Source organism: Magnetofaba australis IT-1 (assembly GCF_002109495.1).
GTDB lineage: Bacteria > Pseudomonadota > Magnetococcia > Magnetococcales > Magnetococcaceae > Magnetofaba > Magnetofaba australis.
This window is the reverse complement of record NZ_LVJN01000020.1, coordinates 1-20,612: the sequence shown is the minus strand read 5'-3', so window position 1 is coordinate 20,612 and position 20,612 is coordinate 1. Positions and strand designations below refer to the sequence as shown.

Here is a 20,612-nt window from a genome sequence, read left to right as displayed (position 1 = left end):
TTTCACGCCCCGCCTCATCTGGGCCATTTCAATGGCCTATGATTGCTTCCCTTGCGGACCCAATATCCGATCCAAGCTGCTGGCGTAGAGTTCATCAATCGGCAGATCCGCCGTGTGCGCCAGCACCATGTCGCCATAAAAACAGGAGGCCAGATGCATCAGGGTCTGCATGGGATCGGCCACCGCTGGCATCTCGCGCAGATGGCGCAACAGAATCTCGTTGCCGCTGGGAATCTCTCCATTCAGCACGGCGGGGATATCGGGATGCCATAGGAACCTGTCTGCTGGCTCAATGGCGTCCCCTTGCGGCGGCAGGTCACGGATGAGCAGCAGCGCCACAAAGTGGGCCATCAGGCGTGGGCGCTTCTGCACATACTCCGCCGTGTGCTGAAACAGACGGCGGATGGCCGCCGCCCCCGTCAACGGCTGTTCGTGCTGCAACACCATCAACTCCAACGCCCACACGCCCATCATATAGCGGAGAACATCCTCCTTCTTGGCGAAGTAGTTGAAGAAGGTCATCTCGGTGATGCCCGCCTCGGCGGCGATCTGTTTCACCTTCAACTCATCAAAGCGCGTGTTGGCCGTCAGTTTATACACCGCATTGAGCAGATCCACGCGGGTTTGCGCCTTGTTCAATTCCCGTCTGCCAAATCCGCCCATCGGCTTCTCTCCTGTGACAGCATCGCTTCTCACATAAAATTATAGTCGACTAAATAATTATTGACAAGCTCGCCCGCCCGACGATAACTTTTTAGTCGACTATAATTTTCTCAGAGAGGTTTGACCCCTCTGATCAATCAAACGGGGGCTTCGATGATCCACCACTACCGGCACACGTTGACGTTCTATCTCCTCAGCGCCGCCATGCCCTGGAGCTTGTGGCTGATGGCGGCGGCGTTGAGTCATCGTCCTGATGCGGCGCAATATGGGCTGCTCATCTCTGCGTTGGGGCTGGCGGGGCTGTGCGCGCCGCTGCTGACGGCCCTCGCTTTGGCGGCAAGGGATCGCGCTGTGCTGCGGGATATGGCCCAGCGGTTGACGCGGATCGCCCCAGGCAGCGGCGTTTATGTGGGGCTGGCGCTGGTTCTGATGCCCGCCAGCATCCTCGCCGCCATGGCGCTCTCCCTGCTTCTGGGCTATGACGCCGACCAGTTTGTCATCAGTGGCCAGACCAGCTTCAGCTCAACGGTGTTCCCGGTGTGGTTTATCCTGTTGAGCGCGCCGATTATCGAAGAGTTGGCGTGGCACAGCTATGGCGTCGACTGCCTGCGCCGTCGATTCTCCCTGCTGACCAGCTCCCTGCTGTTCGCCCTCTATTGGGGGCTCTGGCATCTGCCGCTGGCGCTTATTGACGGCTATTACCACAGCAATCTGGCGGCTCAGAGCGTGATCCACAGCTTCAATTTCCTGGTCAGCCTGTTCCCCTTTGTGCTGTTGATGAACTGGCTCTACTACAAAACAGGCCGCAATATTCTCATCACCGTGGCGCTGCACATGTCCGCCAATGTGTTCAATGAGATCTTCGCCACCCACCCGGACAGCAAGATGATCCAGACTCTGCTGCTGCTGGGTTTGTGCGCCTATCTGCTCTGGACTGAGCGCGCACTCTTTCTGAATCGGGACCTTGATGGGGAGATTTCCCCCCCGCCAGAGTCGTCTGCGCCGCTGCCCCACCCCACGCCCTGAACTCTTCCGCCCGGGCCGCCCGGAGTCGCTCCGGGCGGCGTTTTTGCTTTTGTCCGCCGCGCCGCTCTGCTAGGGTGGCGCGCATCATGTTCTGATTCGCACATAACCGCGGCCAGCGCGCTTTCGACCCATTCGCTCCGTAGCGTTTGGGATCGTTCCCCTGCGCCCACTTCCGGCCGCACCCCCGTGTTTCTCTGATTCCACTGTTTCGCGCATCCGCTTACGGATGCGCAGGGGTACTGTTATGTACGATTTTCTGACCGAACTGACGCGGCGCCCGGCGCCGTTCTCGCGCTATAGCGCCAACACACTGTGGACGCGCCCGCATCTGGCGCAACAGATGCTCGCTTATCATCTCAACCCGCACACCGAGCTGGCGTCCCGTCCACCGGCGGCCATCGACGTCGCCGTCGCCTGGATCAATGCGCGCCTGCCGCTGGCCGACAAGCGCGTATGCGACCTGGGTTGCGGCCCGGGGCTCTACACCCAACGTTTCGCTGCCCTTGGCGCCGAAGTCACTGGCGTCGACTTCTCCGCCCACTCGTTGGCATACGCACGCGCCCAAGCCACAGCGCAGAATCAGCCCATCGACTATGTGTGCGCCGACTATCTGCACGATCCTTTGCCGCAGGGCTTCGACCTGATCACGCTGATCTATTTTGATCTTTGCCCTCTCTCGCCCAGTCAGCGCGCGACGTTGCTGCAACGCATGCGCGCCATGCTCAACCCCGGCGGGCGCATTGTGCTGGATGTGCTGGGTCCCGGCGCGCTGACGCAGCGCCGTGAAGGGTGCGTTATGGAGTCCCGTCTGATGAACGGCTTCTGGGCGCCGGGCGACTATGTGGGGATTCAACAAACGTTCGTCTATGCCGAGGAGCGGGTCACGCTGGACCGATATGTCATTGTGGAGCCGGAGCAGCGCTGGGAAGTTTTCAACTGGCTGTACTACTTTATCCCGGCAAGTTTGACCCGGGAGTTGGCTGATGCGGGCTTTGTGGTGGAGGAGATGATGGGAGGATTGAACGGGGATCCGCTGAGTGATCATGGCGCAGAGATTGGCGTGATTGCGCGCTGCGCTTAGGTTTCCTCTGACGTGTTGAATCACGCTGCCGCCTGGACTCCCCAGGCGGCATTTTTTATGCAGATTGCCTCCTTCGATGCGCCATGTTGCCGCATCACGAGGAGAGTCGTTTTGTCACCGGGGAGAGAGTGATGGAGAGTCGCGCCAGATCCATTGCCAAGACCGCTTCATGGCGGATCTTGGCGACCATGGACACATTTTTGATCTCGTGGGTGATCACGGGGAGTTTGAAGTTTGCCGGGGGCATCGCCAGTTTGGAGGTGTTTACCAAGTTGGCGCTTTATTATGGTCATGAGCGGGCGTGGAGCCGGGTGTTGTGGGGGCGTGAGGGTGAAAAGCGTCCTGCCGCGCCGGTGAGATTGGCGCAAAGCGTGACACAATAAGAAGCGTAGGGTGCGCACGGACAAAAAGGGGGCCGCCGACTGGTCGGCGGCGGGGTCTGGGGTCCGCGACCCCAGCGGGTGTGGGCAGCGCCCACGGTGTGGCCGTGGCAGTAGTCTTTGTCCGTTTCCCCATAGAACAGAGTCCGAGCCAGTAGGAAATGGGGGCGTACTGGAAGCAAAGAGCCAGCACGCAGGCAGTCGGGGAAACGGCAGTGAGCAGGCGCGTAGCGCCGTCGCCCGCAGGGTGGCGAATGCTTTAAAAGTTAGCGCCAGGGAAAGTTGAAAAGTGTGTGCGAGCGTGTGTTCAATTAAGTGATCATACCCGGAATTCTGAATTTAAAAAATGGGTCTTATGGGAAATTTATCTGTGAAGCGGTTTATTGTATGGGTTGTTATATTTCCAATAATCGCATTATTGGTGATTTTTAATGCCCCGTTTTTAATTATTTATTTTTTATGGGACCCAGAGTTGGTTGAAATAAGGCGTGAGCCCTCTCCAGATAGTCGCTGGGAAGCTGTCACTATCGAGGCTAACTATCATTCGACAGTCGCCACCACTTATCAGGTGCATATTGTCCCTAAAGGGGGAAAAACCGTAGAGGGCGGATCCACAGAAGTCTTTCGATATACTCACCCAGGTTATTGCGAAACCGAGTGGAGATCAAACACCCACTATTTTGTCAATTGCGGTAGCGCGACATTCTATAAGAAAAACACACATCCAATTGTGAAAGCAGAGTGGATAGAGCATCATAAGCCAGTTGCAACTTTTCTCTATCCAGAAGAGATTGCCAGAAATAAAATCCTGTTGGAGAAGTGCAAGAAAGAAAATATCACGCCTTGTCAGTTAGAAACAGCTCCAGGCCCTGCACGGTTACGGTGATTTTGCAGGCAAGAAACCTCCATCATCTTGCAGGGTGCCGAAGTTATGAGAATTTCGGGGACGGTTACTTAATGAAACCCTATCCCGCACACACTTTTCAACTTTCCCCGGCGCCAGCCTTTACTGCAGTTCGCCGTCCTGCGGACGACGGCCCCTTCGGGGCCTGCTCACCCGCCGTTTCCCCGACAGCCTTCTTGCTGGCTCCCCGTCCAGCGCTTCTTTTCCCACTCCTTACTGGCTCGACCTCTGTTCAATGAGGAAACGGCTTAATACTGAAAGATATTGGGGCGCTGCCCCAAACCCCGCAAGGGCGCTGCCCTTGACCCGCCAGGGCGCCGCCCTGGACCCGCTTAAGGGGCGCAGCCCCTTAAGAATCCCGCCGCCGACCAGTCGGCGGCTCATTAGATAGCGCTGGCCCGCAGGCTTTCCCACACACACTTTGACTTCGGCGCAATAAAAAACGCCGCCCTCTCGGGCGGCGCCTTTGTTAAGTAATCACCGTGGGCGTCTCCCGCCCTAACCCCTGCCGGATCTCCGCCATCTGGTCGGCGATGCGAATCAAATCCGCCAACGCCTCCTGCGCGTCCAGGCCATGCCGCTCCGGGTCCGGCTCGTAGCGCTCCAGATAGACCCGCAACGTCGCCCCCTGGGAGCCCGTACCCGATAGACGAAATACAATCCGCGAGCCATCCTTGAACAGAATCCGCACGCCCTGTTTATCCGTGCGGCTGTTGTCGATGGGGTCGGTGTAGCCGAACTCGTCAGCCAGGTCGATCACCTGCCCGGCGATCTTCTGCCCCGCCAACACCGGCAGGCGCATGCGCAGACCTTCCATCAGACGGTTGGCGGACTTGGAATCCACCTCTTCATAGTCGTGACGCGAATAGTAGGTGCGGCCATAGCGGCTCCAGTGGTCTTCCAACACCTCCTGCACCGACTGCCGCCGCGCCGCCAGAATGTTGAGCCAGAACAGCACCGCCCACAGACCATCCTTCTCGCGCACATGGTTGGAGCCGGTGCCGAAACTCTCTTCGCCGCACAGCGTGATGCGGTCGGCGTCCAGCAGATTGCCGAAGAACTTCCAGCCGGTGGGCGTCTCGTAAGCGGGCAACCCCTTGAACTGCGCCACCCGATCCATCGCCGCGCTGGTGGGCATGGAGCGCGCCGCCCCCACCGCGCCCTTGGCGTAGCCCGGGGCCAGGTGAATGTTGTCTAGAATCACCGCCAACGAATCGCTGGGCGTGACGAAGAAGTTGTTGCCCAGAATCATGTTGCGGTCGCCGTCGCCGTCGGAAGCGGCGCCGAAGTCCAGCGCATCGGGGCTGAATTGCAACGCGGTCAGCTCCTTGGCGTAGGTGAGGTTGGGATCGGGGTGGCCGCCGCCGAAATCCTCCAGCGGAACCGCATTGATCACCGTGCCCTCGGGGGCGCCCAACACCCCTTCGATGATCGCCTTGGCGTAGGGACCGGTAACCGCGTGCATGGCGTCGAACTGCATGCGGAATCCGCCCAACAGCATGTCGCGAATGGCGTCGAAATCAAACAGACGCGCCATCAACTCCACGTAGTGGCTCACCGGGTCGATGATCTCCACCGACATGGCGCCCAGTTGGAACTGTCCCAGCAGGTTCAAGTCCACCGGTTGCATGTCGCTCATGATGCGGTATTCCGTCAATTCACAAGCGCGCGCGAAAATGGCGTTGGTCAGCTTCTCCGGCGCCGGACCGCCGTTGGAGGCGTTATATTTGATGCCGAAATCGCCATCGGGACCGCCGGGGTTGTGGCTGGCGGAGAGAATGATGCCGCCAAACGCCTGATGGTGACGGATCAGCGCCGAAGCCGCGGGGGTGGAGAGAATGCCCCCCTGCCCCACCAGCACGCGGCCCACGCCATTGGCCGCCGCCATGGCCAGAATGGTCTGAATCGCCTCGCAGTTCCAGTAGCGCCCATCGCCGCCAATCACCAGCGTCTGACCGGCAAGACCCTCCAAAGAGTCGAACATCGCCTGGACAAAACTCTGCAGATAGTGGGGCTGTTGAAAATGTCGCACCCGCTTACGCAAGCCGGAGGTGCCGGGTTTCTGGTCGTCAAACGGGGTGATCTGATGGGTCTGCACAATCATCGGGCGCTCCAGACAGCGACAGGGGGTGGGCCGATTTCACTGCGCTCATCATACTCAAAGGCGGCCTGCGGCTCCACGGAATAGGGGCAAAATTCGTGATCTTGTTAAGAATTCGCACAGAGATGAATCAAGATGGAAAAATTTCCGCTTATGTGAGATTACACCGCCATGACGATATGGTTTCATTTCGTTTTATCTGCTATATATAGATCTTTTGCAGGCCTTGTTGGCTGCGAGTCGGGTACAGGCTGGGAACATATTTTCAAGCGGGGCGGCCGTGATCGAACGTAAGCATGAACGGGTGGAGCTGGATACCGAGTGCACCCTTTATTTCAAGAATCAATCGGACATTATGGCGCGCGCCAAGGATGTCAGCATCGGCGGCATGAAAGTCGGTTGTGACGACTTGAAGCTGCTCTACCCGCATATTACCGATCACTGCCTGGCCGAATTCCTGTTGGAAGTGGATGACGGCGTTCAGATCAAGAACATCTTCCTGCAGGTGAAAGCCAAAATTGTCAACGGCTTCTCCGACGGCGTGGGGCTGGCGTTCCAGGGGCTCGATCAGGAGACCCTGGGACTGCTGGAGAAGGTGGTGCGCAAGAGTCTGCAGGCTGGTGATGTGGACGCCCTGAAGCAGAAGGACGGCGTCTCCATGCGTTCCGACGCCCTGGCCATTCTCAAGGCCCAACTGGGCGACCACATCGTCGACGCAGTCAACGAAATCTTCATCGCCTTCCTCGGCATGAGCGCCGAAGCCGGCCCGTTCGTGGAGCGCTCGCACTTTGATGAATATGAGCCGCCCGATACCGAGGTGACCGCGTTGATCATGTTCAACGGCGGCATCACCGGCGGCGTGCACCTCTGTTCGCCACTGCACTTCGGCATTCAGGCCGCCGGGGCGATGCTGATGGATGACTCACTGGATTTCAAACGCGAGCAGGAGGAGATGGTGTGGGACGCCTTAGGCGAGATCGCCAACCAGATCGCAGGCGGCATCCAGACGCGCATCTCCGGCAACTTTGATGAGATCAACCTGACCCCGCCCAACGTCATCGTCGGCCCCAACTTCAAGATCAACTACAGTAAGAGCCTGTCGTCGGCGCGCCAGTTCTTCAAGTCGCAAGCCGGACCGTTCTATGTGGAGTGCTTCTTCGCCTGATCAGGCGTTGATCATCAGACCAAGCGCCTGCGCCAACTCCTGTGCGCGGGCGCTCAACTGCTCTGGCGGGTAGGAGAGCGGTGGATGCGCTCCCCAGATGGGACCCGGCCAAGCATCATCGCCCGCAAACCGGGCGATGACGTGAATGTGCAGCTGGGGCACGATATTGCCCAGTACGCCCACATTCAGCTTGGTGGGTTGAAACAAGGATTTGACCGCCCGACTGACCTGTATCATCTCCCCGTGAACCGCCAACCCCTCCTCGGCGCTCAGCTCATCCAGATCGCGCGCCCCCTCGACGCGCGGAACCAGAATCACCCACGGATAGCGCGCATCCCGCGCCAGCAGCACGCGACAGCAGGGCAGATCCCCCACCAACGCGCAATCCTCTTGCAAGCGCGAATGCAGCTCAAATGATGCAGTCATAGACGTTACTTACCGACGCAGACCTCACTGAGTCGCGGCTCGACGCGGGTTTCACGCATCTCATGCACGGGCAGGCGACGCAACAGGAAGTCCAGTTGATGGAGAACCTTGTCCATGGTTTCCTGTTTGGACATCACGGTCAAGCCCCCTGCGTGGGCCAAAGCCTGAAAAGAGACCTTCTGCGGCTCTTCGGCGATGAGCACGCGTTGAATCGAGGACCACTCCAAGCCGATGCGCGAGAGCAGTTCATCGCCGCGCATGCCGGTCATCTCCAGATCCGCCACCACCAGATGGGGCATGGCGCGCTCCATCTCCCGCAGGGCGCCCCAACCACTGGCCGCCCAACGCACGCTATACCCTGCTTGCAACAATGCGCGGCGCAGTTGCCCGCGTCGGCTGGCCTGTTCACTCACTAAAAGAATGCTGATGTCGCGGCTACGCATGACTAAGCCTCCATCTGTTTGTTATCAAATCGTGCGCGCCCCAACGCGCATTGGCACACAGTGGTCGAGGTTGAAATACCTGCGCTGTGTGTGAAAAAGCTTTGATCGTGGACGTGCTTACGTTCTGCAGGCGTCGTTTGACCGACGGACGCCTCTCTGGCGCGCAAGCTTTCGCTCTATGACCTCTATAAGGGCAACGCACAGGCCAGATTGGGATAATTCCTGCAAAATAACTACAAAGTACTGGATTTGTTTTGATTTTCGTAATTACAAGACTTTTTATGGGGTCATTAACGCCTGATTTCAGGCAGATCTCTTGCATTTTGCAAGGCGTTTTGCATTTTGCCAGGATGGGATTGAAAAACGCGGCGTGGAACGGGCGAATTGCGATAGAGGCGGAGCGATTGAAATTTGACATAACCGGAGTAAATTGCCGGTAATACGCAGTATTTTATGTGAATAGTGGGAGATTTGTGGTATTTGCGCAAAATTGCCCGCGTGTTGATGTTATGCATACAAAGTTGTGTTTATTGATAATTTTTAAGATATCAGAAAATAATCTGACAGACTCACACAGAGTATGTTATATTTGGCATAGATAGTGCTTTGAGGACACTCAGGCACATCGCGTCGCTTGTGGCGCGAGTCTCAACATAAAAATCAGGCTGTTCGATGCGCGCTTAAGCGCGGGAGAGTCGAAATGGGCATTCAACATAAATTCGAATTACCGTCCGCCAACGATACCGTGTCCGCGCAAGACGCGCTGGAGATTCTGGCGGATCTGGCGCACCGGGTGGAAGCTGATGAGGCGCAGGGGTTCTATGAAACCGCCCTGGCCCATGTCATCACCGTGGCCATGCTGCGCGGCGCCAGTTGTGATCGCATTCTGGAAGTGACGGAACAGGCCTGCGCCAGCGGTCAGTTGATGTCGCACTTCCTGGAAGGCGACTTCCACAACGACGCATAACAACGCAGGCCGCGCGCACGGAAGCGCACGCGGGCAGGATGCACACAAAACGGGCAAAGGATTGCCGGTTACTGCGGCGCGAGTAGGGATGCGAGCGCGCGCAGGGTTTTCAAGTCGTCGTCGGCGCCGTGTTTGAGCGCGGCCAGTTCGGGAGCAAGGATGCTCCACGCTGAGCCATCATGGGTCTGATGATCCAGCTCCCGCGCCCGCGCGGCCATGGCCACCATACCAAACTGTTCCGCCCCGCCCGCCATGCGATGCAGGCGCGCGGCGCAGTCACGCCAGCGCGCCTCATGCGCCATCTGCTCGATCTCCGCCACACCCTCGTCCACGCTCTGTTCAAAGCGACCCAGCAGATCTTCAAACACACGACGGCCCACTGCGCCAAGCAGATCGCGGGCGACCTCTTCATCAATACGCGCCTCAATGTTGGCGCGCTCAATGTCACTCATTGCGAAATCCTCAAAATCAAAAAATTGCAAAAAAACGCCTGGATGAAATCAGGCCCCCCCCATTGCCCTACCGTAACACAACCACAAACCGCCTCTCATCCCGATATTGGACAGCGCGACTTGTGCAGGCACTATAGTGGCTTTGGCGCGATGTCTCAACGCGCGACATCGCTATTTTTAAATATCATGCACAGGCGCGCCCCTGCAGAGATCCGCCAACACAGCGTGGCGCGAGCCATTGAAGAGGGCGATAGCAAAAATCGCCCTCTTGGCGGCGGACTCAAGAACGCCGCCGACGATTTACACCGAATGGAACGGCAGCGGCGTTGGGGCAAATGCGGCGGGTGTGGTCAAACGCGGCTTGGGACGTTGCCGACGACGCTCGGCATTGCGCGCAAACAGCGTGTTCTCAAACTCCTCAATGGCGGCCATCAACGCCGTCAGTTCCGCCTCCGTTGAGGGGTCGGGCTCCAGCGTCTCCAGCAACGCTTCAACGCGCACCAGCGCCTCTTCATAATCATCACGGGTTTCCAGCCGCATGGCGGCGGCGGTTTGTGAGTGAATCGAAGCGTTCATATTTCGCTCCTAGTCTATCCTGTCGCCGTCGGCAGTCGGCGTGACGTGGATTCCGCGCCCAGAGCGGCGCCTCATGGGGGCGACGTCATGGATTTGCGCAAAATTTTCTTTTACACAAATCAATGCAATATCCACACCACTCACAACAGCCCGTCTCTGCGTCGACGACGCTGTACAAGGCAAAAATTTATCAAAAAATTTTGCCTCTCCCGCGTCGGAATGGAAAAACAGATTGACGCTTCACCGCATATCTGGCGGCGCTGATTTTCAGACTAATCCTTTGCTCTGCAATACTCGGCTCAAGATGCCGCCGTCGCTGCCAAACAGTGTGCAATTGACCCTCTCAACAGAACACACAGCCATAAATATAACATTTTTATTCAATTATTTGTGAACATTTCACAGGGGTTTTCACAGGTCCAATGCGCGCGTCTGCGCAATTTTGCCCGCAACAGCGATTTGATGGGTATTATCGGCTGCTCATTGCGCCGCACAGTGGTATGGTGAAGAGCGTTTGCCAATCCATTCATGACCCAACCAGACCGGGAGCTGAATTCCATGCCGCGATCTGTCCGACGATTGCTGAAAACGACACTGGCGCTGGCGCTCATCGGCTTGGCCCAGTGGAGCGCTTTCGCCGCTCACGCCGAGACTGCGCGCCCCTCCCTGCTGCTGGCGGTGCACCCCTATCTACCGCGCGAGGAGTTACTCTCCCGCTTCACCCCTCTGGCCGACTGGCTGGCGGAATCCGTCGGTCAGCCAGTCTCCGTGCGCATCGGCTCCAGTTATGATGATCATATGCATCATGTCCGCTTCGATAAGGTGGACATCGCCTTCCTTGGTCCGGCGCTGTATGTGGGGCTGGGCGAACAACGCTACGAAAAGCCCCCCCTGGCGCAGCTGGAGATTCATGGCAAACCCTACTTCCAAGGCGTTATCGCCACCCAACGCAACTCCAATATCCATAATCTCGAAGATCTCAAAGGACGCCTGATGGCCTTTGGCGATCCCAAATCCACCATGAGCCACCTGCTGCCGCGTCTGATGATGCGCCATGCGGGGGTCACTCAGGAGCGTTTGGCCGGTCACGCCTTCCTCGGCAGCCACGTCAATGTGGCCCTGGCGGTGCTGGCGGGCGATTTCGACGCCGGCGCCATGAAGGAGGGGGTGTTCGACCGCTTCCGCGGCCGCGGCCTGCGCGAAGTGGCGCGCACTGAACGCACGCCGGAGCACCTGTTTGTGGCCCGCGCCGGTCTGCCGGAAGCACTGATCGAAAAGCTGCGCACCAGCTTTTTCGCCCTCAGTGAATCCGAACGCGGACGCGCCATTCTCAACAATCTGAAAAAGGGCGCCACCGCTCTGCGACCGGTCACTGCGCAGCAGTATGACCACCTGGCCGAACAGATGGCGGAACTGGCGGCTGCAGGGATCCCCTAATGCCCTCTGAAAACGCCCAATACAACGCGGCGTCGCTCAACCGGCAGCTCTGGCGCAACAGCGTCGTGCTGGGGGTGCTGGCGTGCGCCCTGGCGTTGGGCGTGTATGTGGTGGTCACCCAGCATGGGCAGACCCTGGAAAAGGAGCAGACCCGCCTGGCGCAGGCGGTCTATCACCTGCTCAGCGTCTCCATTCGCGACGCCCTGGAGCGCGGCGACTACGAAGAGATCACCCCGTTTGTCAAAGAGTGGGGCAAGAGCCACCCCCAAGCCACCGAGATCCTGCTCACCTCCTCCAACGGCTCGGTGCTGGCCGAGTATCACGCCCAAGGCAAAGGCGCCAACGAACAGCTCACTCTGGCCCAGGAGATCGCCTACTCCTATCGCGGCCGCGCGCGCCTCTCCATGAGCCACGACATGGCCATCGTCGCGCGCAGCAAATCCGATCTGGCGTTGAAGCTGGGCGGCATCGCCCTGTTCATGTGGCTGAGTCTGATTCTGGCGGTGCGCCAATCCCTGCGCCGCCGCCGCGAAGCGCTGGCCATGTCCGCCAACGCCGCCTCCCTGGATGAAGCCAATCGCCAACTGCAGTGGGAAGCCTCCGAACGGCGCAAAGCGGAGCTGGATCTGAAACTGGCGCACCACTATCAGAGCGCCATCAACCGCTATCTGCGCAGCGCCCTGGAGCCGGTGAACCTGGCGCAGCGTCTGGAGCTGGCGCTGGAGCTGCTGCACGTGCATCCGGGATTGCAGCGTCCGGTGCGCGCCGGTCTGTTCCTGCTGGAGCCGGGCGGCGAGTATTTCAGCCTCGCCGCGTCATTGGGTCTCAGTGACGCCCAACGGCAACGCTGGGTGCGTCTGCACGGAGCCGAAAGCGCCTTCTGGCGCGCCATTGGACGCCGCAAACCCACCCTGTTGGGCCCCGGCGATGGCGAAATGGGCCCCGATCCGCAGCCTGAAGAGTATGGCGCGGTGGCGATCCCCATTCTGCACGGTCCACGACTGTTGGGGGTGGTGTTCTCCCAGCGCGGACCCATGTGGCGCGACGAGGACCAGGAGGGCATGGGCTTTCTGGAGGCGCTGGGCGGCGCATTGGCCGGATTCATCGAGATCAACCGCGCCGACGAAGAGGCGCAACGCCATCGTCTGGCCGCCGAGCGGCTCAATCGCGACCTGGAGCGCCGCGTGCGCGACGCAGTGATGGAGAATCGCCGCAAGGATGCGCTGGTGATGAAGCAGTCGCGCCTGGCGGCCATGGGCGAGATGATCGGCAACATCGCCCACCAGTGGCGCCAGCCCCTTAACGCCCTGGCGCTGACCCTGACCAACATTCAGGACGCCTATGAATATGGCCAGTTGGACGACGCCTTTCTCAATACACAGATGGAAAAATCCCGCCGTTTGATTCGGCAGATGTCCACCACTATCGACGATTTCCGCAACTTCATGCGCCCCGATCGCCGGCGCACCCGCTATGACCTGACCCGCATCGTGCAGGAGGCCATGGAGTTGGTGGCGGCCACCTTCTCCAGCGCCAGCATCGACCTGCGTTTGGACGGTCCCTCGCTGCCGGTGTGGACTGAAGGCTATCCCAACGAAATGGTGCAGGTGTTGATGGTGCTGCTCACCAACGCCAAAGACGCCATTCTCGATAGCGGCCTGAATGATGGTCGGGTCTGGATCCAGCTGGAGGATAGCCCCGACGGCGCCGCCATTCAGGTGTGTGATAACGGCGGCGGCATTGATGAAGCGGTGATCGACCAGATTTTTGAGCCCTACTTCACCACCAAGAGTGAGCAGAAGGGCACCGGCATCGGTCTTTACATGGCCAAAATGATTATCGACGAAAAGATGGGCGGCGCCCTGACCGCCAACAATGCCGACGAAGGCGCCTGTTTCACCCTGCGCCTACCCCCTGTAACGCCTCTGGAGGATGACGTCTCCGAGCCCATCGATCCGCGCTCCTATCCCCGAGAGCCCTGACCATGCCTCACACCGTCATTCGTCGCGCCACCCCTGCCGACGCCGAAGCGCTTGCTGATCTGGTGCAGGCGTTGACCGATGAGATCATTGACCGCACCGGCGCGCCGCATTTCGCCATGGATCGCGCCCATAGCGTGACCTTGGCGCGTCAATGGCTGCAACAGGGGCGCATGTTGGCGCTGCTGGCCTGCGCCGAAAATGACGCCAACGTCATCCTCGGCTGCGCCCTCTTCTATGAAGCCCACGCGCTCTACGCCCAGGGCGTCTATGGCGTACTCTCCGAGCTGATCACCCGACCCGCAGCGCGCAGCCAAGGGATCGGCGCGGTGCTGCTCGACGCCGCTCAGGCCCTCGGCCAGGAGCGCGGTTGGGTGCGCATCGAAACCACCACGCCGCCCATGCCCGCATTCGAGCGCACATTGGATTTTTACCAACGCCAAGGCTTTGAGATCACCGGTGGACCAAAGTTGAAAAAGAGTTTGGGATAGAGCGGCGGAAAGTGAATTGAGCGGCTTGGAGATATTGGGGCTTCGCCCCAAACCCCGGCAGGCCTCATCGGCGTTTGTGGAAGAGATAAGGGGGCCAGGGGAGATATTGGGGCTTCGCCCCAAACCCCACCAGGGCTTCGCCCTCGACCCGCCAGGAGGCCAGCCTCCTGGACCTCTTGGACCACAAACTCCTGCGCAGTGCTTGCGCATTTTGACTCGGCCGATTGTCCTGCGCGCTCATCGGCGTTTGTGGAAGAGATAAGGGGGCCAGGGGAGATATTGGGGCTTCGCCCCAAACCCCACGAGGGCGCCGCCCTCGACCCGCCAGGAGGCCAGCCTCCTGGACCTCTTGGACCACAAACTCCTGCGCAGTGCTTGCGCATTTTGACTCGGCCGATTGTCCTGCGCGCTCATCGTCGTTTGGATCATTGAGATACTGGGGCTTTGTTATGAACTCCGATTCCATCCAACGCGCCGCCGACGTAATCAACGCCGCCCATGCGCTGGTCATCTCCGCCGGGGCCGGGATGGGGGTCGACTCCGGCCTGCCCGACTTTCGCGGCGACGAAGGCTTCTGGCGCGCCTACCCGCCCCTGCGCAAACTCGGCATAAGCTTCCCCGAGATGGCCGACCCCCGTTGGTTCAACGACAACCCCGCCCTGGCCTGGGGCTTCTATGGCCACCGCCTCAACCTCTATCGCCACACCACCCCCCACGCCGGATTCTCCCTGCTCAAGCAGTGGATGGATGCGCGCCCGGGCGGCGGCTTTGTGTTCACCTCCAATGTGGATGGTCAATTCGAACAGGCGGGATTCGACCCCCAACGGCTGCACGCCTGCCATGGCTCCATTCACCATCTGCAGTGCGCCGAACCGTGTCACGACGGCATCTGGTCGGCGCACGCCACCCAAGTGACGGTGGATGAATCGACCTTTCTGGCCGTCGATCCCCTGCCCCGCTGTGCGCAGTGTGGCGGCTTGGCGCGACCCAACATTCTGATGTTCGGCGACTGGAGTTGGCTGGGCGGTCGCGCGGAGAGGGAGCGCGCGCGGTTGCAGGGTTGGCTGAATGGATTGTCATTAAGCGAGCGCAAGACGCTGGCGGTGGTGGAGCTGGGCGCGGGCGAAGCGGTGGCGACGGTGCGTCACTTCAGCGAGTCGCTGGCGGCGTCGCCCCACGTGACGCTGATTCGCATCAATCCGAGGGATTGCCAACTGCCGGGCAGTCGGCACATTGCGCTGCCCATGGGCGCACTGGCGGCGCTGGAGCAAATTCATCAAGCGATGGGATAATCATCCATGCGAAGCCAGAACGGCACAGAACAGCCAATGTTTGCGTGACGCAGGGGGAGCTAGCGCTGACTATTGGCCGCCGACTGGTCGGCGGCGGGGTCTGGGGCCCGCGGCCCCAGCGGGGTTTGGGGCGGCGCCCCAAGGTTTGGTCTTTGGGAGCTCGAGGGCAAAGCCCTCGATATCTTTCATCTTCCACTGAGCAAAATTTGTGACTTGGTGAAGCGTGGTAAATAACGCATCCAGCCTCAATCGAAATCCTCGCGCTCCTGCAAACCGAAGTGGTTGGGGGCAATCTCCACCACACACAGCCCATCCTGGTCGGCCACCAACACATCGTCGGGGACGCCTTCAGGAAACAGTGCGCTCAGGTCGCGGGTGGGGATGCGTCCGCGCTCCAACGGCGGCGTCTCAGAGCCCAGCACGTTGTGCGATAGAGAGTAGTATTCATTGATGGCCTCCTCCACATCGCCGGAGAATTCCCCATTCCAGAGATAGAGCGTCTCCAACAGCTCAGGAACACGGGCCCGCGCCGCCTCTTTCTCCTGCTCGCGTTTGTCGTCGCCACCGCCGCCAAAAAGAGATCCGAACAGTCCCATTATCCTCTCCTTGAAAATTGATGGTTCGTCACCAGCCAGGGTTGATCTTGTGTCCTGGCGCTCATTGTCTCTTGTGTGTTGCCGATAAACAAATGGTTGCGCGCAGCGTGGGAGATCGCCCGCCATGCAAAGAGCCCGAAGGGGTCGCCTTCGGGCTCTGTCATTTCAATCAGCAATCAACGCCCCGGGGCGCCTGTTAATGGAAACGCTCGGGATGGTCGTGACGCAACAGATAGAGTTCGGTGGCGATGACGTGCTCATCCACCCACTTGGCCCGCTGCAGCTTATCCATCAGCCACTCGGCCAACTCCTGACGCTTCTCATAAGAGGTCTGGGCATAGTCGGGACCACCCAGCACCATGTCGATCTGATGCCGCAGGTCCGACAGATGCGCCTTCTTATGCTGGCGCCGTTTGGCTCGCCGCACCGCTTTGGGATCGTTGGGATCGACCGGCGGCTCCTCTTCCATCACCGGTTTGGGCGCCGGGACTGGTTTGACTGCCGCCGCAGGGGTCGGCGCAGGCTTGGGCGCCGCAGGCGCGGATGCTCCGGGACGCAGCAACGGCCCCAACGCCGAATACTCATTGCCCAGACGGCCCAAAGCGTCCAGCGCGGTGGCGTCCACCGACAACCGCCCTTTGGCGTCATGGGCGCCCACCGCATCATCCAACCACATGGAGCGGATGCGGCCATAGATGATCGCCTGCGGCGCGTTGCCGATCAGGTCCATGCGATAGAGTTCACAGGCAAACGCGGCGCGACAGTCGCGCAAACGCGGCAGCGGGAAACCGCCAAACGGAACCGTCTCCAGCCCCAACGCGGTCAGTTCGGACTCGCCAGGAGGCAGCGCGTCGCCACTCTTCTCCACCGCCTCCACCTGCCCGCTATGGGGAATGTGCACCACAAAGTTCGAGCGCAGAGCGATGTTGGCGCGGGTGTCCTTGGGCGCGCCATCACGCTTGGCGCCGACGGAGAACATGATCAGCGGCGGATCGCTGCACACGCCGTTGAAATAGGAGAACGGGGCCAGATTGAACCCGCCATCGCCATTGTCCGACAGAATCCACGCGATGGGACGCGGGGTGATGGTCTGCGACATGGCGAAGTAGATCTGCGACGGCGACAAGGCGTTGAAATCCACCAGCATGGAAAACTCCTTATAGAGAATCAAAATCGAAAGAGGACTGGAAGATAAAATGTGCGGGGATGCTGTTAAGAGACTGGGGCTTCGCCCCAGACCCCGACCAGGGCGCCGCCCTGGACCCGCGAGGGCTCTGCCCTCGACCCGCCAGGGGAATGATTCCCCTGGACCCCCGTTAGTTTGGCTTCTTCATTTGCATGAAGAATATCCCAGACCAATTTTGATTTTGCGTAACTATGATTTGGACAGCCTTTGTTTTGACACGCCATCGCCGCAGCGGTTCACCCTTACGGGTAAATCAACCTCTTAGCCCGGCTGTGCGATGAGCCGCTCCACATCGGCGGCCAGCTCCTCAATCACCTCAGCCACCGGCTGAATCGCGTTGACCAGGCCCACACTCTGCCCCGCCATCACCGAACCATTCTCCACATCGCCATCGATGGCCGCCTTCTTCAACGCGCCCACCCAGAAGTGCTCCAGCTCCAGAATCGCCGCCTTCTTCTCCAACTCGCCAGCCTTAACCTTCTCCAGCAAGGCCAGTTGCAGATCATTGAAGGCGCTGGTGCCGGCATTGGTCAACGCGCGCACCGGAATCACCGGCAGCGCCGGGTCGAACTGCGCCGTCACCGCCGCATCCTTGGCGCTGGATTTGAGGAACAGCTTCTTGAAGTTTTCATGCGCGATGCACTCATCGGTGCACACCAGACGGGTGCCCACCTGGGCGCCGCACGCGCCCATGGCCACCAGTTGCGTCACCATACGGCCATCGCCCACGCCGCCCGCAGCGAACACCGGCGCTTCGGTCAGATGCGGCAGAATCTCCTGCGCCAGCACCGACAGCGCCACCGGACCCACATGGCCGCCCGCTTCATGGCCTTCGATAATCAACGCATCCACGCCGCGCGTGATCAAGCGCTTGCCCAGCGCCAGATTGGGCGCAAACGCCATCACCTTGACCCCGCCATTCTTCAGCGCCGCCAAGGTGCTCTTGTCCGGGAAGCCGCCAGCGATGACGCAGTGGCTCACCTGCTCCTCCACGGTGATGCGGATCAGCTCCGGCAGCTCCGGGTTGAGGGCGATCAGATTGACGCCGAACGGTTTGTCGGTGCGCGCGCGCACCCCTTGAATCTGCGCGCGCAGCAGCTCCGGCGGCATATTGCCCGAAGCGATGACGCCAAAACCGCCCGCCTCGGAGATGGCGGAGACCAGATTCTCCTCCGACAGCCACGACATCGCTCCGCCCAAAATGGCGTAGCGGGAGCCCAGAAACGCTTTGCCGCGCTCCCAGGCGGCGCGCATGTGATCCACATTCATCTCGATTCGGCTCCTTACGATTTTTGATTCTTATAAAGAATGAAGGTCTGTCCGGCGTCTGCGCCCACGCGCCTCGCAATCAACGCGCGCGCCGAAAACGCGAAGACCGGGCATAAGCCCGGTCTTCTGCACGCTGAGTTGGTCTGATGAGTCGCGCGTCAGGCGGCCTGTGCGGCGGCGTCCAGCAGGGACTCCTCGGCCAACGCCTTGTCGCGTTTTTTGCCATCGGCGGCGCGCGATTCCGGCAACAGACACACTTTCAGTCGCTCTTCCAGACGCTTGAGCGCCCATTTGGGGTCAATATTGACCAAAGAGCAGATCCAGTTGAAGGAGCCAGGCTCCATGGAGGTGGAATGAAACCACTTTTTCAAGGTGCGGTAGTCGTAACGAAATACCGGGTCATCCATCACGGAGGGATCTTGACGATAGCGCTCCAGAGCGATCAGATCCCGTACAGCGCGGTCCATAACCGCCATCCACAAATGGGTATCGTTGTTGTCGAAGGCGGGTTCTTCCAATAGTTCAGAAATCATTGATTTCCGCATGTGGCACTCCCCTGAAAATAACCGTGACAAGCCGTCTTGCGCGGCGAATTATGTCCAAACGCCTTTGCCATGCGGCTCTGCCATCCAGCGCTGGCGCGCAGAGCCACAGACCAGAGAGTGAAGCAAAAGCAAAGGATTTGGTTGAGAAGCGGTGCGTCGATAGTTTGACAAAAGCGTCGATATCCTAACGGCTGCGCCGAAAAAATGATATAAAAAAATTTCTGGCGAACCAAACGCGGCTTAATTTCCAAGGCGGCGCTGGCGCGGCTTTTGCTGCTCAAGAGCGCGCTCCACAGAGCCGATAATGGAACAGATGCGCCACAGCCGTGAAAAATGAATGAAATTAGAGATTGACGGGCGGCGCCTTGGTTTATCACAATTGTCGGACGCACGGTCGAATTCAATTTGGCGTGGAAGCCTGTTTCGCAATGCGCGCGTGAAAGCGTCTTGAGATCCCGAACCAGGGGAAGGGGACGCTGCGGGGATGAGCCTCTGGCCCAACCCCACAACGCCTGCGCCGCGTCGAGTTCCATGCGCGATATTACCTGAATTTGATCGCGCCCGGCGTCAATGAACGCAAATGAATACAAGACGAATGACACATCGGGTCAGAGGCGCGCAGGCGCCGTCCGGCGCGCTTGCCATTCGAGATAGAAGAGCCCTTCCAACCGTCCAGACGAAAGAGCCCTGAGCGATGAGCGAAGACGAAAGTGACGAACTATTAGGCATGTTCGTGCAGGAAGCCGTCGAGCACCTGGAAACCATCGAACCGGATCTGCTGACGCTGGAAGAGCTGGGGGAGAACACCGATTCCGAGGTGATCAACCGCCTGTTCCGCAGCGTGCACTCGGTGAAAGGCTCGGCCGGCTTCTTCGGCCTGACCGCCATCACCAAACTCAGCCACACCATGGAAAACCTGCTGGGCAAGGTGCGCGAAAACGCCATGGTGCCCACCCCGGCGGTGACCGATAGTCTGCTCTCAGGTCTGGACAAGCTCCAGACCATGATCAACGACGTGGCCAACAGCGAATCGGTGGACGCCACCGAACAGATCGCCACCATTCAAGCGATTCTGGACGGCAACGAAGGCGGCGGCGACTCTGCGCCCGCCCCTGCGGCCGAAGCGCCGCCCGCCGAAGCGCCCGCCCCCGCTGCGCCCGCCGCGGAAGAGTCGGCTCCGGCGCCCGCCGCGTCGGCCCCCGCCCCCGCTGCGGGCGGCCATCACACCTTCGACCTGGGCAAACACCTGGAGTCGGTGGCTGAGGCGATCAAACACGGCCAGAAGTTCTTCACCGTGGCCATGCCCATGAGCGGTTCGGCCGAGGAGAAGCAAGCCGAGTACGAAAAGGTCGAGAGCCTGCTCTCCACCGTGGGCAAAGTGTGCGAAACCCATCCAGACACCTCCAGCAGCTTCGACGGCGTCGGCGATCAACTGGATCTGCTGCTCACCACCGTGCTGGAGAAGGATCTGCTGCAGTCGCTGATCCAAGTGCCCATGGAGACCATCAAGTGGATCATCGTCCCCGATGAGGTCTCCGAAAAAGCCAAGAAATTGGGCTCCGGCGATGACTCCGCAGCCGAAGAGCCCGCACCCGCCGCAGAGGCGCCCGCCGCCGAAGCGGCGGCCCCGGCT

At 59.9% G+C, this 20,612-nt stretch carries 22 protein-coding genes; 11 read left to right on the top strand and 11 right to left on the bottom strand.

The genetic code is table 11. The features are described 5' to 3' along the window. Positions 1-36 precede the first annotated feature (36 nt). The gene (locus MAIT1_RS12430) at positions 37-663 is read right to left on the bottom strand and encodes a TetR/AcrR family transcriptional regulator (RefSeq protein WP_085442607.1); all 627 of its coding nucleotides are present in this window, start codon (positions 661-663) and stop codon (positions 37-39) included. 153 nt (positions 664-816) lie between these two features. Here MAIT1_RS12430 and MAIT1_RS12425 point away from each other — a divergent pair, with 153 nt between their 5' ends. The 4 genes from MAIT1_RS12425 to MAIT1_RS21555 all read left to right on the top strand — a co-directional run bounded on the left by MAIT1_RS12425 (position 817) and on the right by MAIT1_RS21555 (position 4,036). Further along, entirely contained in the window at positions 817-1,689 is an 873-nt protein-coding gene (locus tag MAIT1_RS12425) for a CPBP family intramembrane glutamic endopeptidase (RefSeq protein WP_085442606.1), read from the top strand. A 244-nt stretch (positions 1,690-1,933) separates the two neighbouring features. Next, on the top strand, positions 1,934-2,770 hold the full coding sequence (locus tag MAIT1_RS12420) for a class I SAM-dependent methyltransferase (protein WP_158089464.1): 837 nt from the start codon (positions 1,934-1,936) through the stop codon (positions 2,768-2,770). An 83-nt stretch (positions 2,771-2,853) separates the two neighbouring features. Further along, positions 2,854-3,153 carry a DUF2061 domain-containing protein gene (locus MAIT1_RS12415; protein ID WP_085442604.1) on the top strand — a complete coding sequence of 100 codons (300 nt, stop codon included), beginning with the start codon at positions 2,854-2,856 and terminating at the stop codon, positions 3,151-3,153. A gap of 367 nt (positions 3,154-3,520) precedes the next feature. Continuing rightward, entirely contained in the window at positions 3,521-4,036 is a 516-nt protein-coding gene (locus tag MAIT1_RS21555; protein ID WP_143814820.1) for a hypothetical protein, read from the top strand. Between the two features lie 487 nt (positions 4,037-4,523). On the opposite strand, the gene MAIT1_RS12410 is transcribed toward MAIT1_RS21555, so the two are convergent. Further along, the gene (locus MAIT1_RS12410) at positions 4,524-6,158 is read right to left on the bottom strand and encodes an alpha-D-glucose phosphate-specific phosphoglucomutase (RefSeq protein WP_085442603.1); all 1,635 of its coding nucleotides are present in this window, start codon (positions 6,156-6,158) and stop codon (positions 4,524-4,526) included. A 277-nt stretch (positions 6,159-6,435) separates the two neighbouring features. Here MAIT1_RS12410 and MAIT1_RS12405 point away from each other — a divergent pair, with 277 nt between their 5' ends. Then, entirely contained in the window at positions 6,436-7,320 is an 885-nt protein-coding gene (locus MAIT1_RS12405) for a chemotaxis protein CheX (protein ID WP_143814819.1), read from the top strand. On the opposite strand, the gene MAIT1_RS12400 is transcribed toward MAIT1_RS12405, so the two are convergent. Both MAIT1_RS12400 and MAIT1_RS12395 read right to left on the bottom strand, forming a co-directional pair. Beyond that, positions 7,321-7,746, bottom strand: a complete 426-nt coding sequence (locus MAIT1_RS12400) for an HIT family protein (RefSeq protein ID WP_085442601.1) — start codon at positions 7,744-7,746, stop codon at positions 7,321-7,323. 5 nt (positions 7,747-7,751) lie between these two features. After that, positions 7,752-8,189: a response regulator gene (locus tag MAIT1_RS12395; protein WP_085442600.1), complete on the bottom strand. Its 438-nt coding sequence runs from the start codon at positions 8,187-8,189 to the stop codon at positions 7,752-7,754. Positions 8,190-8,889: 700 nt separating this feature from the next. Here MAIT1_RS12395 and MAIT1_RS12390 point away from each other — a divergent pair. Further along, positions 8,890-9,156, top strand: coding sequence for a hypothetical protein (locus tag MAIT1_RS12390; protein ID WP_085442599.1), 267 nt, complete (start codon positions 8,890-8,892; stop codon positions 9,154-9,156). Positions 9,157-9,224: 68 nt separating this feature from the next. On the opposite strand, the gene MAIT1_RS12385 is transcribed toward MAIT1_RS12390, so the two are convergent. Both MAIT1_RS12385 and MAIT1_RS12380 read right to left on the bottom strand, forming a co-directional pair. After that, positions 9,225-9,608, bottom strand: coding sequence for an Hpt domain-containing protein (locus tag MAIT1_RS12385; protein WP_085442598.1), 384 nt, complete (start codon positions 9,606-9,608; stop codon positions 9,225-9,227). A 300-nt stretch (positions 9,609-9,908) separates the two neighbouring features. Beyond that, the gene (locus MAIT1_RS12380; RefSeq protein WP_085442597.1) at positions 9,909-10,184 is read right to left on the bottom strand and encodes a hypothetical protein; all 276 of its coding nucleotides are present in this window, start codon (positions 10,182-10,184) and stop codon (positions 9,909-9,911) included. A gap of 558 nt (positions 10,185-10,742) precedes the next feature. Between MAIT1_RS12380 and phnD the strand changes: the two genes are divergently transcribed. The 4 genes from phnD (at position 10,743) to MAIT1_RS12360 (ending at position 15,383) form a co-directional block, all read left to right on the top strand. Then, complete coding sequence (phnD, locus tag MAIT1_RS12375; protein ID WP_158089463.1) at positions 10,743-11,621, top strand: phosphate/phosphite/phosphonate ABC transporter substrate-binding protein; 879 nt, start codon at positions 10,743-10,745, stop codon at positions 11,619-11,621. Continuing rightward, positions 11,621-13,603 (top strand): sensor histidine kinase, encoded by a 1,983-nt coding sequence (locus tag MAIT1_RS12370; protein ID WP_085442595.1) that lies wholly within the window; start codon positions 11,621-11,623, stop codon positions 13,601-13,603. The genes phnD and MAIT1_RS12370 overlap by 1 nt, the downstream gene beginning before the upstream one ends. A 2-nt stretch (positions 13,604-13,605) precedes the next feature. Further along, complete coding sequence (locus MAIT1_RS12365) at positions 13,606-14,091, top strand: GNAT family N-acetyltransferase (protein ID WP_085442594.1); 486 nt, start codon at positions 13,606-13,608, stop codon at positions 14,089-14,091. Positions 14,092-14,540: 449 nt separating this feature from the next. Continuing rightward, positions 14,541-15,383 (top strand): SIR2 family NAD-dependent protein deacylase, encoded by an 843-nt coding sequence (locus tag MAIT1_RS12360; RefSeq protein WP_085442593.1) that lies wholly within the window; start codon positions 14,541-14,543, stop codon positions 15,381-15,383. A 245-nt stretch (positions 15,384-15,628) separates the two neighbouring features. Here MAIT1_RS12360 and MAIT1_RS12355 read toward each other — a convergent pair whose 3' ends face one another. The 5 genes from MAIT1_RS12355 to MAIT1_RS21550 all read right to left on the bottom strand — a co-directional run bounded on the left by MAIT1_RS12355 (position 15,629) and on the right by MAIT1_RS21550 (position 19,512). Further along, positions 15,629-15,979, bottom strand: coding sequence for a hypothetical protein (locus tag MAIT1_RS12355; protein ID WP_085442592.1), 351 nt, complete (start codon positions 15,977-15,979; stop codon positions 15,629-15,631). Positions 15,980-16,175: 196 nt separating this feature from the next. After that, the gene (locus MAIT1_RS12350) at positions 16,176-17,126 is read right to left on the bottom strand and encodes a flavin reductase family protein (protein WP_085442591.1); all 951 of its coding nucleotides are present in this window, start codon (positions 17,124-17,126) and stop codon (positions 16,176-16,178) included. Positions 17,127-17,426: 300 nt separating this feature from the next. Then, positions 17,427-18,434: an NAD(P)H-dependent flavin oxidoreductase gene (locus MAIT1_RS12345; RefSeq protein ID WP_085442590.1), complete on the bottom strand. Its 1,008-nt coding sequence runs from the start codon at positions 18,432-18,434 to the stop codon at positions 17,427-17,429. 158 nt (positions 18,435-18,592) lie between these two features. Beyond that, a complete protein-coding gene (locus tag MAIT1_RS12340; protein WP_085442589.1) occupies positions 18,593-18,967 on the bottom strand; it encodes a hypothetical protein in 375 nt (124 codons plus the stop codon). Further along, positions 18,964-19,512, bottom strand: a complete 549-nt coding sequence (locus MAIT1_RS21550; RefSeq protein WP_143814818.1) for a hypothetical protein — start codon at positions 19,510-19,512, stop codon at positions 18,964-18,966. Before MAIT1_RS21550 ends, MAIT1_RS12340 begins: the two co-directional genes overlap by 4 nt. 161 nt (positions 19,513-19,673) lie before the next feature. Here MAIT1_RS21550 and MAIT1_RS12335 point away from each other — a divergent pair. Next, positions 19,674-20,612: Hpt domain-containing protein (locus MAIT1_RS12335; RefSeq protein ID WP_198947887.1), on the top strand; the 939-nt coding region annotated here is incomplete at its 3' end.